This is a genomic window from Chengkuizengella sediminis (assembly GCF_010078385.1).
Taxonomy (GTDB): Bacteria; Bacillota; Bacilli; order Paenibacillales; family KCTC-33759; genus Chengkuizengella; species Chengkuizengella sediminis.
Map to the genome: position 1 here is coordinate 33,907 of NZ_SIJC01000019.1, position 11,771 is coordinate 45,677.

Annotated in this window: 25 protein-coding genes; 24 read left to right on the plus strand and 1 reads right to left on the minus strand. The window is 34.1% G+C overall.

Annotated elements, in window-relative coordinates; translation table 11 throughout:
- Nucleotides 1–137 precede the first annotated feature (137 nt).
- The 23 genes from EPK97_RS20740 (at nucleotide 138) to EPK97_RS20845 (ending at nucleotide 10,704) form a co-directional block, all read left to right on the plus strand.
- Nucleotides 138–248, plus strand: coding sequence for a sporulation protein YjcZ (locus tag EPK97_RS20740; RefSeq protein ID WP_162038539.1), 111 nt, complete (start codon nucleotides 138–140; stop codon nucleotides 246–248).
- A gap of 267 nt (nucleotides 249–515) precedes the next feature.
- On the plus strand, nucleotides 516–701 hold the full coding sequence (locus tag EPK97_RS20745) for a hypothetical protein (protein WP_162038540.1): 186 nt from the start codon (nucleotides 516–518) through the stop codon (nucleotides 699–701).
- 206 nt (nucleotides 702–907) lie between these two features.
- The gene (locus tag EPK97_RS20750; protein ID WP_162038541.1) at nucleotides 908–1,378 is read left to right on the plus strand and encodes a hypothetical protein; all 471 of its coding nucleotides are present in this window, start codon (nucleotides 908–910) and stop codon (nucleotides 1,376–1,378) included.
- A gap of 200 nt (nucleotides 1,379–1,578) precedes the next feature.
- Nucleotides 1,579–2,046 (plus strand): hypothetical protein, encoded by a 468-nt coding sequence (locus EPK97_RS20755; RefSeq protein WP_162038542.1) that lies wholly within the window; start codon nucleotides 1,579–1,581, stop codon nucleotides 2,044–2,046.
- A gap of 39 nt (nucleotides 2,047–2,085) precedes the next feature.
- Complete coding sequence (locus tag EPK97_RS20760; protein WP_162038543.1) at nucleotides 2,086–2,568, plus strand: hypothetical protein; 483 nt, start codon at nucleotides 2,086–2,088, stop codon at nucleotides 2,566–2,568.
- The gene (locus tag EPK97_RS20765) at nucleotides 2,569–2,742 is read left to right on the plus strand and encodes a hypothetical protein (RefSeq protein ID WP_162038544.1); all 174 of its coding nucleotides are present in this window, start codon (nucleotides 2,569–2,571) and stop codon (nucleotides 2,740–2,742) included.
- Between the two features lie 111 nt (nucleotides 2,743–2,853).
- Nucleotides 2,854–3,384 carry a Holliday junction resolvase RecU gene (locus EPK97_RS20770; protein WP_162038545.1) on the plus strand — a complete coding sequence of 177 codons (531 nt, stop codon included), beginning with the start codon at nucleotides 2,854–2,856 and terminating at the stop codon, nucleotides 3,382–3,384.
- 469 nt (nucleotides 3,385–3,853) lie between these two features.
- A complete protein-coding gene (locus EPK97_RS20775) occupies nucleotides 3,854–4,228 on the plus strand; it encodes a hypothetical protein (protein ID WP_162038546.1) in 375 nt (124 codons plus the stop codon).
- Nucleotides 4,221–4,352 carry a hypothetical protein gene (locus tag EPK97_RS22275; protein ID WP_276609522.1) on the plus strand — a complete coding sequence of 44 codons (132 nt, stop codon included), beginning with the start codon at nucleotides 4,221–4,223 and terminating at the stop codon, nucleotides 4,350–4,352. Before EPK97_RS20775 ends, EPK97_RS22275 begins: the two co-directional genes overlap by 8 nt.
- A 187-nt stretch (nucleotides 4,353–4,539) precedes the next feature.
- Entirely contained in the window at nucleotides 4,540–5,010 is a 471-nt protein-coding gene (locus EPK97_RS20780; RefSeq protein WP_162038547.1) for a hypothetical protein, read from the plus strand.
- A 171-nt stretch (nucleotides 5,011–5,181) separates the two neighbouring features.
- Nucleotides 5,182–5,661, plus strand: a complete 480-nt coding sequence (locus EPK97_RS20785; RefSeq protein WP_162038548.1) for a hypothetical protein — start codon at nucleotides 5,182–5,184, stop codon at nucleotides 5,659–5,661.
- A 167-nt stretch (nucleotides 5,662–5,828) separates the two neighbouring features.
- The gene (locus EPK97_RS20790; protein WP_162038549.1) at nucleotides 5,829–6,290 is read left to right on the plus strand and encodes a hypothetical protein; all 462 of its coding nucleotides are present in this window, start codon (nucleotides 5,829–5,831) and stop codon (nucleotides 6,288–6,290) included.
- A 191-nt stretch (nucleotides 6,291–6,481) separates the two neighbouring features.
- The gene (locus tag EPK97_RS20795) at nucleotides 6,482–6,691 is read left to right on the plus strand and encodes a hypothetical protein (protein ID WP_162038550.1); all 210 of its coding nucleotides are present in this window, start codon (nucleotides 6,482–6,484) and stop codon (nucleotides 6,689–6,691) included.
- A 76-nt stretch (nucleotides 6,692–6,767) separates the two neighbouring features.
- Nucleotides 6,768–7,115, plus strand: a complete 348-nt coding sequence (locus EPK97_RS22280; RefSeq protein WP_162038551.1) for a terminase small subunit — start codon at nucleotides 6,768–6,770, stop codon at nucleotides 7,113–7,115.
- A gap of 22 nt (nucleotides 7,116–7,137) precedes the next feature.
- Entirely contained in the window at nucleotides 7,138–7,734 is a 597-nt protein-coding gene (locus tag EPK97_RS22285; protein ID WP_338075740.1) for a terminase small subunit, read from the plus strand.
- A 101-nt stretch (nucleotides 7,735–7,835) separates the two neighbouring features.
- Nucleotides 7,836–8,018 (plus strand): hypothetical protein, encoded by a 183-nt coding sequence (locus tag EPK97_RS21585; RefSeq protein ID WP_205690290.1) that lies wholly within the window; start codon nucleotides 7,836–7,838, stop codon nucleotides 8,016–8,018.
- Entirely contained in the window at nucleotides 8,015–8,290 is a 276-nt protein-coding gene (locus EPK97_RS20815) for a hypothetical protein (RefSeq protein WP_205690292.1), read from the plus strand. Before EPK97_RS21585 ends, EPK97_RS20815 begins: the two co-directional genes overlap by 4 nt.
- A gap of 291 nt (nucleotides 8,291–8,581) precedes the next feature.
- Nucleotides 8,582–8,728: a hypothetical protein gene (locus tag EPK97_RS20820; protein WP_162038553.1), complete on the plus strand. Its 147-nt coding sequence runs from the start codon at nucleotides 8,582–8,584 to the stop codon at nucleotides 8,726–8,728.
- A 256-nt stretch (nucleotides 8,729–8,984) separates the two neighbouring features.
- The gene (locus tag EPK97_RS20825; RefSeq protein WP_162038554.1) at nucleotides 8,985–9,254 is read left to right on the plus strand and encodes a hypothetical protein; all 270 of its coding nucleotides are present in this window, start codon (nucleotides 8,985–8,987) and stop codon (nucleotides 9,252–9,254) included.
- 117 nt (nucleotides 9,255–9,371) lie between these two features.
- Complete coding sequence (locus EPK97_RS20830; protein WP_162038555.1) at nucleotides 9,372–9,485, plus strand: BhlA/UviB family holin-like peptide; 114 nt, start codon at nucleotides 9,372–9,374, stop codon at nucleotides 9,483–9,485.
- Nucleotides 9,470–9,781, plus strand: a complete 312-nt coding sequence (locus tag EPK97_RS20835) for a hypothetical protein (protein ID WP_162038556.1) — start codon at nucleotides 9,470–9,472, stop codon at nucleotides 9,779–9,781. The genes EPK97_RS20830 and EPK97_RS20835 overlap by 16 nt, the downstream gene beginning before the upstream one ends.
- A 21-nt stretch (nucleotides 9,782–9,802) precedes the next feature.
- Complete coding sequence (locus EPK97_RS22470; protein WP_162038557.1) at nucleotides 9,803–10,462, plus strand: N-acetylmuramoyl-L-alanine amidase; 660 nt, start codon at nucleotides 9,803–9,805, stop codon at nucleotides 10,460–10,462.
- 2 nt (nucleotides 10,463–10,464) lie between these two features.
- On the plus strand, nucleotides 10,465–10,704 hold the full coding sequence (locus tag EPK97_RS20845) for a hypothetical protein (RefSeq protein ID WP_162038558.1): 240 nt from the start codon (nucleotides 10,465–10,467) through the stop codon (nucleotides 10,702–10,704).
- 91 nt (nucleotides 10,705–10,795) lie between these two features.
- Here EPK97_RS20845 and EPK97_RS20850 read toward each other — a convergent pair whose 3' ends face one another.
- On the minus strand, nucleotides 10,796–10,942 hold the full coding sequence (locus tag EPK97_RS20850; RefSeq protein ID WP_162038559.1) for a hypothetical protein: 147 nt from the start codon (nucleotides 10,940–10,942) through the stop codon (nucleotides 10,796–10,798).
- 316 nt (nucleotides 10,943–11,258) lie between these two features.
- Here EPK97_RS20850 and EPK97_RS20855 point away from each other — a divergent pair, with 316 nt between their 5' ends.
- A complete protein-coding gene (locus tag EPK97_RS20855) occupies nucleotides 11,259–11,600 on the plus strand; it encodes a YolD-like family protein (protein ID WP_162038560.1) in 342 nt (113 codons plus the stop codon).
- The last annotated feature ends 171 nt before the right edge of the window (nucleotides 11,601–11,771 follow it).

Genomic DNA, 11,771 nt, shown 5'->3' on the forward strand with positions numbered 1-11,771 from the left:
TGTTTTATTCAATTACTACTGTTACATAGATTTTAGCACATTGGAAAAATGTGCGCTTGTATCAGAACATCAGTCCAATCACATTAGATATCTAAACATATTCTATATTACGTCATAAATAAAGGAGGGATATTACAATGAGTTGTTATGGTGGTTATTCCCGTGGACGTTCAAGTAGTGGAGCTGTAATTGTTTTAGTACTATTCATTCTTTTAGTTATCATTTTAGCAGCTGCGGTTTTTGTTTAAATTTAACTAACTTTCAATTAACATTTAACCAAAATTCCCCAAGAGTAATAGCGGAGGATTTGGCTTGGAATCTATCGTACTTCAATTTTAGCAGCGGGTCTTTGTATATAGACCAATAAATAGTTTCAATGGGGAATCTTATCTCCATTGAGACTATCTTTTTTACATTCCAGCCCATAGATAAGAGTCCAAGCAAATTCATTAGATTGTTCATAAGATAGGATGAACGGATAATTTAATGAGAAGTGACATATGAGATCCTACGTAATGGAGAACGTCTTACATTCATTAATGATGAAATGGATTATGCAGTTGCTGACGAAGGAAGGGCATACGAACTTTCCAAACTTTCCTATAGTGGATAATAATCCAAGTGCTGGAATTAACACGTATGAACTCGTATGTACAAGAGTATTTGGTCATCTGCAACGTTTGTTGGTTCCCGAAGTTTAAAAGCCACTGTATTTACAGTATAGATTACAGTTTTAAAATAAAATTTTATGATTAAACGGATAACAGGAAGGGAGCTATTGCGTTCTTTTTTTGTTAGAGCGTTTAATTATACGAATGTCTATAGATAAGAGTCCAAGCAATTAAGTTATATTCTTCATAAGATAGTGTGAAATGGTATTTAATTTAAGAAGTTGGGAGGCGATTTTATGGGACTAAAAAAAGGAACTTTTGTTGTTGCTCAGACATTTTCAGTATTAGATCCATATGATTCAGCGTCTAAAAATATAATCGAGCTTTCTAATGATGGCGATTTTGCAATTGTAGCTACTGTCGATGTATGTGTTAAAAATCCACAGAGAACACAGGTATCACTGGATTCAATGGCTCAAATCGCAGTAAGAGCAACTGATTCTACTTTTGAAGTAACATATGAAATCTTGCGTAATGGGATTGTCATTGCAACAATCAATGATGAAATGGATTTTGTTCCTGCTAGTTTTATGGGTCAAAATGGAAGGCATACGAACTTTCCAAACTTTCCTTTACTATTAGATAATTATCCAAGTGCTGGAATCAATAAGTATGAACTCAGAGTTACAAGGGTTTTAACAAGTGAAATAGAAGATGAGATTTTTGTTGCATCCAGAAGTTTGAAAGCAACAGTATTTACATCATAGATTGTTTGAAAATAAAATTTTATTATTAAACGGATAACAGGAAGGGCGCATTGTTGCGTTCTTTTTTTATTAGAAAAAAATTATATGAAAAGGCGAGGATAACTTTTGACAAAATTAAAAATAAAATAAGTCTTTCGTCCAATCAATGAATGCTGTTACTGCATAACCTATCTTAAAAATATCTAAGAGGAGGTAATGTCATGGGTGTATTTGATAAAACCATTTGTGATTGTTGTGTTGGTCCAATGCAATGTGTTTTAGAGCAATTAATGGGAAAAGAAATTATTTTTAATACTTTTGGTGGTTCTCTTTGTTTTCCAATTATGGAGGTGAAAAATTTTATTGTTTCTGGTGAAGTGTTTGGTGGTCAAAAGGCAACTATTCCTATTTGTAATATAACTACTATTAGATCTTTAGAAGATGAACAATTTACAGTAAATTTAAAACCAATACAAAAAAATATCAAAGGAGAATGTGTTTGTTGCGAAAACCCCATAACCAATTTCACGAACTCATTACCAAGAGGTGAGGAAGTATTAATTAGACTTTTTGATCAAACAGTGGAAGGCACAATAGGTGATGTAGGGCAAGGACTTGTGATTGTGGAAGAAGAAAATCAAAATGTAGCTGTATCTAGTTGTGTTATATCTTTCATACTCACTAATTAATACAAAGAAAATTAGAATAAAGTGAGGTGATAGCCATTGATGGCAACAATTAAAGCCATTTTAGATTCTGGTGCAGCATCAGCAATGACCATAGAAGAGATCATGCTACAAGAAATTTATGATTGGAACTTATCGAGTGAAAAGAATGGATGCATACTGGATACAACTACTAGAAATGAATCGGATATTAAGGATCGAAAGAAAATGACAGTAGGTGAGAGTGGCAGGCTTGAAGAAGCAACAAATCTAGCAAACAACAAACTCATTCATGGCTTTATTAGAAAACTAGTCGATCAGAACGCTAGAACCTTAGAAGATATCAAAGCGTTGCAAAAGGAATTTGAGAACCAAAAGAGTCAACGGAATCAATACAAAACAAGATCTAACGGAACATCTGGTAAACCTAAACTCTCTGTTATTCAACCATCTGAAGGTGGTAGGGCAGAAACAAAAGATGAATTAAAGTTAACAAGACAAATTGATGGTGAAGATGCAAGGGAGTTAGTTAGTGGAAGAGGTTAGTTGAGAAAGGGTGAGGATATGATAATTGCAGGTCAAGGGGAAGTAGTGGACGGTGAAAGAACTTTCATAGTTTTTGCAACGGAAAGAGAATTGAGATTATTAATGGATAAACCTTTAGACTACACAAAATTGTTGAATGTCGGTGATGAAATCAACATCCATTCAAAATTTTGAAATAGTAAAGGAACTGCAGCAGACAGGAAATAAAGTGATTAACGGTATAGATAAACTAAGGAATTTGATTATAGATACTAATTTGGTCGGTGTTGAAAAGGGGGATTTGGAATGACTTACGCTAACCGAGGAATGGGGTTTGAACAAATGATAGATTACACCAATGCCATGTATGAACGTAAGGGACAAGCTGTAATCAATAAACGTCCAACACCTGTAAAAATACTTGGAATGAGTGGTGGCAGGATATCAGGGTTTCTTGAAAAGCCATCAACAGTGGACTATGACGGAACATATCAAGGACTTTCAATTGTGTTTGAAGCGAAGTCAACAAAGCAACTTAATAGATTCCCACTCTCTAACATTGAGGATCACCAATTTGAGTATTTAGAGAAATGTCATAGACATGGAGCGATTAGTTTTATCCTAATTTCCTTTGTTAAACACAGAACGATATACCTCATGCCTTTTATCACTCTCAAACACTATTGGGAGGGTAGACAGAAAGGGAAGCGAGGAACACAAAGTATAAGTCTTGAAACACTAGACGTAAATGCGTATCCAATCAATCAAGGGAAAGTTCCAGTTGATTATTTAAAGATTGTGGATCAAGTTTGGAAGTTGGGTAAACCAGCAGCTTAACAATTGAATTGAAGTTAGAAAGGATATCAACGAAGTAGCAGCACAACAATTAATTGTTTGAGTTTTAAGGGACATTGGACAGTGAAGAAAGAGGTAAGAGCAATTTAACAATAAAATGGAATTTTATAAGTATTAAATCATTTCTTTTTATAAGATTTAAAGCAGTGGTTCAGTCTAAACCAAATAATCAGCACTAAAAGAGTAGCAATTAGTATAAGTAAAGCCTTAAATCCGAAAAAGACAGCAAAATAATGCAACACAATAGTAATAGCAAATGATGTTGGTATGCTAATCAATGCCTTCTTAATGGAGCGATTGTCAAAAAGTACAAATCCACAATGTATCAAGCTAAAAAGCACGTAAGTAGTAAGAGTTGTTTTATCCATAAATTTATCCTTTATATTGTTTATTTAATGATAGATGAAGGGGGAAAAGAAGAACAAGTGTTAAATAATGGGAGGGTAAGAGCATGAGAGAGTTAACAATAGAAGATAAACAAACAGTATTAGATGTATTAAATAATTTTGAAGTTTATGAAGAGTCAGGTGGAGAAGATGCCTATATCTTAATAGAAAACAGTGAAGAAAACCGCAAAAGATTAAATGATGTAGGTGTAACAAACAAAGAGATAGACAATGCAGCAGACGAAGAATTCTTTTGTACTATAGCTTTAGCATTTAACGGAGGTTATGCAGATAACTATGAATATGGCAAATTCGTTTTATGGGGTCCGATAGATGATGAATTAAGGCGAAGAGTAATTAATTTTGAGGAGACGCAGTGTGATGCTTTACGTTTGTTACAAGCTTTAGAGGAGTTGGAAGGAGTGAAAGAGGTTGGTTGATACAAATGCAAACTTACCATCAGAAGAATTTGAGAGATTGAGAGAAATAGAGAAGAAATACAGGGAATTAGAGTTCGATATATGTGTGTTGGTTGTGAGTATGATGTTGAATCTAACAAAGTGATTAACATTGATATAGAAAAATTTAAAACAATTTGGCTTAAACATACTGGAGAATTTGTTTATAAAGGGACAAAGATTAGATACAGAAGAGGAAAAGAAATTGTGAAAGAGGTTTAAATGGAAATTACCCTCGGTAGTTGGTGGACTAACCGAGGGTAAGAATAAGTGTTCATTGGGGGTGAAAAAAAATGATAGAGTTATTTCCAAGTATCACTGAACAAGATAAAGAACAAACGAAATTTTACCTAAAAAAATACCCTGATATGAAAATCTTGATGAAGGACTATGAAAAACATGCTGTAGATTTGTATGAAACGGACGTTGAGGGTGAGACAGCAAAGAAGGAAAGTAATGAGGAATACTATTCAAACAAGACTGCTAACACTGTAGTTTTTGACGAGAAAAGACGGTTAATATACTTGGAATATAAAATACTCACTGAAGCCATTGAAAGGGCTGTAACCTTGATTATAGACGAAGAAGAACGGAAAGCAATGTACTATAGACATTTAAGAGGATACAGCTACAAGGAAACTATGAATTTCATGCCATACTCTGTAAGTTCAAAAACATTTGATCGGAGATTAACAGAAGGGTTATGTTCAGTAACAAACACATTGAAGCTTTGGGGAGTATTAGAAAGAGAGTGGAAATATTGACGGTAAATTGACGGTTAATCCATAGTATTATTATATTATGAGATATAAAGGAAGGGCGCACATAAGCTCTCTTTTTTGTTTGAATGTCTACAGACATCAGTCCAAGCAACTTCTTTAGATTGTTCATAAGATAGGATAAACGGATAATTTAAGAAGTTGGGAGGTAAGTTTATGGGACTAAAAAAGGGACCTTTTATAGTAGCTGATACGGTTTCAGTTTTGGATGCATATGATGTTAATGCTGGTGCAATTCTCCTTCCTAGCACTATACCTCCAACGCCTTTAGTTGTAGCTACCGTCGATGTATGTGTTAAACATCCACAGAATATACAAGTTTCATTAGATACAATGGCTCAAATTGCTGTAACTGCGGCAGGTGGGGATGTATCTGCAACTTTTGAAGTGACATATGAAATCTTGCGTAATGGAGAGGTCATTGCAACGATCAATGATGAAATGGACTACGTACCTACTTCTACAACACCTCCAGGTAGACATACAAACTTTCCAAACTTTCCTTTAGTGGATAATAATCCAAGTGCTGGAATCAATACGTATGATCTCAGGTGTACAAGGGTTACACCAGATGAGAATATACAACTTTTGTTTATTGCATCCAGGAGCATAAAAGCAACAGTAATAACATTATAGATCTCAGCTTGAAAATAAAATTTTATGATTAAACGGTTAACAGAAGGGCGCACATAAGCGCTCTTTTTCCATTCCAGCCCATAGATAAGAGTCCAAGCAACTACATTAGATTGTTCATAAGATAGTGTGAAATGATATTTTAATTTAAGAAGTTGGGAGGTAAGTTTATGGGATTAAAGAAAGGTCCTTTTGTCGTAGCCCAGACGTTTTCAGTATTAGATCCGTATGATCCAGCGTCTGAAAATATAATCGTGCTTCCTGATGATGGTGATTTTGAAATTGTAGCTACTGTCGATGTATGTGTTAAACAGCCACAGAAAACACAAGTATCACTGGATTCAATGGCTCAAATTGCTATACTGGCGTTTGAGAATCCTGTAACTTTTGAAGTGAGATATGAAATCATGCGAAATGGCACAATCATTGCAACAATAAATGACGAAATGGATTATGATAATTCTAATAATACAGAAAGGCATACAAACTTTCCAAATTTTCCTATATTGGATGATAATCCAAGTATTGGAATCAATACGTATGAGCTAAAAGTTACAAGAGTTTCTACATTCTCTGTAGAAGATATCTTTGTTGCATCTCGAAGTCTAAAAGCCACTGTATTTACTTTATAGTTTGAAAATAAAATTTTATTGTTAAACGGTTAACATTAGGGCGCACATTAAGCGCTCTTTTTTTTATGGGAAAATATCATCCATTGTGCTAGGGGAGGGAAGCAGGATGATAAAAAATAGTGAAAAAGATTTTTTATGTTAAAATATAATCTGTGAATACAACTAAATAACAACAAGGGAGAATGGACTTAATGTATGGATTAATGGGTTTATTTTCATTAGCAACAATAGTCTTTGGTCTAGCGACAAGTGTATTATACATTTATGCGATAGTTAAGGGTTTGGGCTTTATGAAATCAAAAACTGATAATGATCTAAGAGCTAATGAAATTATGGAACGTAATAATCAATTGATAGAGCAGCTACTTGCTGAAAGAAATGAGAAAAAAGAAAATAATTAATTCAAGGTAAGCACTCATAGTAGTGCTTTTTATTATGCATATAATTAATTATGGAGGTGTGAGGTGATGCCTTGATATGAACTGGGATAAAATAAGAAAGGAATACGAATCAACCTACATTACGTTAAAGGATCTGGCTACCAAGCATGGTCTTAAACTTGGAACATTAAAGAGTAGAAAGAGCAGAGAAAAGTGGAAGAAGGATGCAACCTTAAATAAAAAGGATGCAAAAAAGGTTGCAAAGGATGCAACCGAGAAAACGAAATCAAATGAAGTAGTAAAGAGCCTTATTGAATCGGACGAATTAACCGATAAACAAAGGCTTTTTTGTATTTACTATGTAAAAACCTTCAATGCAACCCAATCTGCTATTAACGCAGGTTATGCTGCTGATAGAGCACATGTTACAGGGAGTGAGTTGTAAGAAACCGTAAGTTTCACAAGAAATTAAACACTTAAAAGGAGCTATGGCTCAAGAAGTATTTTTAGATGCCATGGATGTCTTGAATAAATACATCAAAATTGCCTTTGCTGACATTACAGACTTTATTACTTTCTTTAGAAAAGACATCGTTACAGGAGAGGTTGAAGCACTGCTAAATTCAGATTTAAGTGTGAAGGATATCATTCCTATGTTGAAATCTTCTAACGAGGTTTATTTCAAAGATATGGATCAAGTCGATGGCTCAATGATCAGTGAAGTAAAGAAAAGCAAGGATGGTATTTCAATTAAACTTCACGACAAAATAATGGAAGCTTTGATTAGTGACACAGATAATACAAATTTTCTTTCAGAAGAACCAATGTGGAGTGATTTTGCTAAGATATTATACGCAAGTGTATGTATGAAATTTGGATTTCTAAAAGAATATATGATGATATGCCATTTATTGATACCCCCCCACCTCTTAATTAAAGGGGTATTTTTTATAGACCGTGCTGCCTACCCAATTTACACACAGACCTTAAATTTTGAAATTGATTGGAGGTTTTTTGAATTGATACAAAAAGTGAAATTTATAAGAAAGAATACGAGAAATTAATCGAGATATTCAAAGAAGTAGAAGAGTCAAAGAGGAAGCTAGTAGAAGGATTAATTGATGATGCTGCCTATCTTAAAGCTGAAAATACTGTGCTTAAAGAGGTGTTACTACAAACAGGTATGGTTAAAGTTCACCCTGAATGTCCAGAACTACAAAAACCTGTAGAAGCAGCTAAACAATACAGGCAAAATATTAATAGTTATGCTGTAGCAATCAAAACACTGAAAGGGGTCTTTCAAAAGAACATTGTAGATGAGGACGATGATATGGATGAGTTTGAATGAGTGATTATCCTTATAACGTTATTCAGGCTGAGTATGATGGTACTCATTCTTATTTGTTGGAGTATATCAGTAAGTGTAAATCAGGTAAAATTCTAATTGGCCATGAACTCAAGTTAATGCTGGATAAACTATTGCAACATTTTGAAGATCCTGAAATTAAAGTTGATTTCGAGGATGGACATAAGAGAATTAAGTTTATTGAGACAAAATGTAAACACTTTGAAGCACCATTTGCAGGGAAACCTTTTCTATTAACGATGAGGAGCCATTGACTGTATTGGTTCTTTTTTTATGCTTTAATATAGCTGAGCACTAGTAACAAACTTAGGATAAAGCACATTTTTAAACAAGCAAGTCACTTGTCTATACCAAATGAAGGGTATGAACATAGAATATGTTGGCACCTACTAATTTACTCATAAAATCTCTCTACGGTAACCTCACTATTAAATAGTGGGGTTTAATCTATGAAAAATGTGTACTTGCACTAGGGTACTAGTCCAAACAAAGTAGATCCTCTGAACATATTATATATTACATCATATTGGAAGGAGGTTGAGCTTATGGGTAAGCATAATTCTGCTACAGGTTCTGGTATTGTATTAGTGCTCTTTATACTCCTAGTAATCATACTAATTACTTCAACAAGATCTTCTTCGCTCACAAGGAGATTGGGCGCACAATGTTTTTGTGATGCCCTATTTGTTTGAATTGGTATAATAACACATTTTCAAACAATCAAGTCACTTGTCTATACCAAATGAAAGGTACTAACATAGAATATATTACCTCCTAGTAATAGGAGGGTGTGCGCTCATAGAATCTCTCTACGGTGTAAACCTCACTATTTATTAGTGGGGTTTTAATCTATGAAAAATGTGTACTTGCACTAGAACACCAGTCCAAACAAAATAGATTTTCTGAACATAGTATATAGTACATCATATAGAAAGGAGGGATGATTCTATGGCATCTAAAAAAGCATCCAAAAAAGGATTTAGTAGAATAGCTGCCATTGCCCTAGTACTCTTTATTCTTCTCGTTATCATATTAGTTGCTGCAAGAGGACGTTCGAGATATGGCTCATCAGGGGGTTCAATTGATTTTACAAATCCACAAGATCTATTAGATTTCACTAGAGACCTAGATACATTTAATGAGATGGAGGCATTAGCTGCAAGAGTTGAAGAATTTCGGCAGGGTACTATACAAAGCCCATTGCAGCAGTTTGTATGATTTAACATAGTATATAGTACATCATATAGAAAGGAGGGATTAAGATGAGTGGACACAGTGGTTCTGAACCCTGCTTTAAATAGGCAGGGTTATTTTTTTTAAGGAGGGTGAGGGAGATTGGAATTAAATATCATTCAATATTTTTTAACTCAGGGACCCTTTGCGGTCCTTTTTGTATGGTTGCTTATTTATGTCTTTTTTAGGGGGTGGAGAGATTGGAAGAAATTATGAGACAAGTCAATCGTTTGGATACTGAGCAAGTAGAAATGAAACGTCGTCTTGATAAATTGGAAATTAATGATGAAAGACATGAGGAGGATATAAGGCAATTATACGCACATCAAGAAGGAACAAAAGCTTATGTAAATCAGATCCTGCAAAAGTTAGATAGTTTAGAAACAAAATTATTCAATGCTTTATCAAACACCACAGCAAACAATCTTAAAGAACGTCAAGGCTGGATGGAGCTTTTTAAATATGTGATCACTGCCACGATTGGTGCGGTGATCTTCTATTTATTTCAGTGAATTTAGAAAGGAAGTGATAGCGTGATAGCTCCTAATATAACTGATCTAAGAGGAAAACTACCAGAACATAAAATAAAGAAATATAAAAAACGTAGATTAGAAGATATTCGTTCCATCGGGATTCATCATTCACTTACCCTCACTGGAAGTGCTGAATCTTTTGCAAGGTATCATGTAGGTAATAACAACTGGCCAGGGATTGCCTACCCTTATGTCATTGACCATGACGGTAGAATCTATTGGTGTTGGGATCACGATGTGATTACTTATCATGTTGGCAACTCCAACAAACATGCTTTAGGAATCTGCATGGTTGGCGACTTTAGAAAACAGTTACCTACTAAAAAACAATATCAATCATCATTATGGTTAGTAGATTATTTGAAAAGGCAACTTCCAAATGTTACACAGATTAAAGGACATTCTGAGTATCTAGGATATAGTTGGAAGTCTTGTCCTGTAATTGATATGAACAAGTTTAGGAGTGATGTAGAAATGAGTAATCAAGCAAAAACAAAATTCAAAGACGTACCTAATAACTATTGGGCTGTTACGGCTATAGAAAATATAGCTGAACAAGGGTTAATGATAGGTTTTGAAGACGATACATTCAGACCAACAGAGCCAGTTACTAGAGAACAGTTAGCCGTTATATTAACTAGATTGAAAGGGGAAAATTAATTATGGATTTTCAAGTATACGATATTGCAATCGTACCGATTATAGTCGCTTTAGTTCACTTAGCAAAACAATTAGGGTTAGGGGCTAAATTTCAACCAGTTTTATCCTTGGTATTAGGGGTAGCAACTGGTATTTTTTATGTGGCTCCTGGTGATCCAAAGCAAGCTATTTTAGTTGGTATTGTAATGGGATTAGCTGCTAGTGGATTATGGAGTGGTGTGAAAAATACAGTAGAGAAGTGAATAGATCCCCACTGGCTCATAGTGTAGCTGGTGGGGGGTATCAAATATTTATATAAAAATTAATACAAAATTAAAGTACCCAAAAACTTTATCAAAATGCTCGCATCCATAAGTTCTCGAAATTGACACCCTCATTATATCTCGAACCTCCACTTGCAGCTACTAAAATAATAACCAAAAGTATAAATAATACCAGTACAATAGCTGCACCAGTAGCAGAACCACTGTGTCCACTCATGTTAATCCCTCCTTTCTATATTAGATGTAATATATACTATGAAAGGAAAATCTATTTTGATTGGACGGGTGTCTTAGGGTAAGTACACATTTTTCATAGATTAAAACCCCACTATAAATAGTGAGGTTTACATCAAATTGAAAGTGGTCTTCTGTTTTTTTGAAATAGTTCTAGTTTTATTTATTCTCTTAATCCATCATATGTTTTTATGAGTGTTTTGATTGGGTGTTTGTTTTGGAAATATTAAATTGTGCTCTTGCGTATCCTCCTGTACCTCTTATATAATAAGAACAAATGTTCTTAAGGGGTGAAACAAATGAAAGAAAATAAACTAACACCTGGTTCTAATATGATGTGGGAAGCAAGCCGTATAATACTACCTGAACATAAAGAACTCATGAACTATTATCAAAAAGAAAGAAATAGAAAAACGAAACCAGAACTTGCAGAGGAAGAAGTCAATATTATATCTCAACAGTTATCAGATTCCATGTTAAGTAAATCAAAAATTACAGTTGAATTGTTCAGAGCTTTTGGTCAGAATGCATTTAAGACTGGAACAGTAGCTAAATTCGATACCCAATTAAGACAAATTAAATTAGAGCATGAGCATGAATATGAGTGGATTAAGTTTGGTGATATTGTGGGGGTGTCCTGATGCTTACCGACCTTGAAAGAAAAGTATTGCGTATTCTGTATAATAGATTTTTTTATTTATAGCAAGATATAAGTATAAGGAATAGGAGAGAACACAATTTTGCTACATTGTTATTTAAGTCCAATCGAATAGATTTCTTACCGCATAAAATATCATAAAGTTATTTCGATT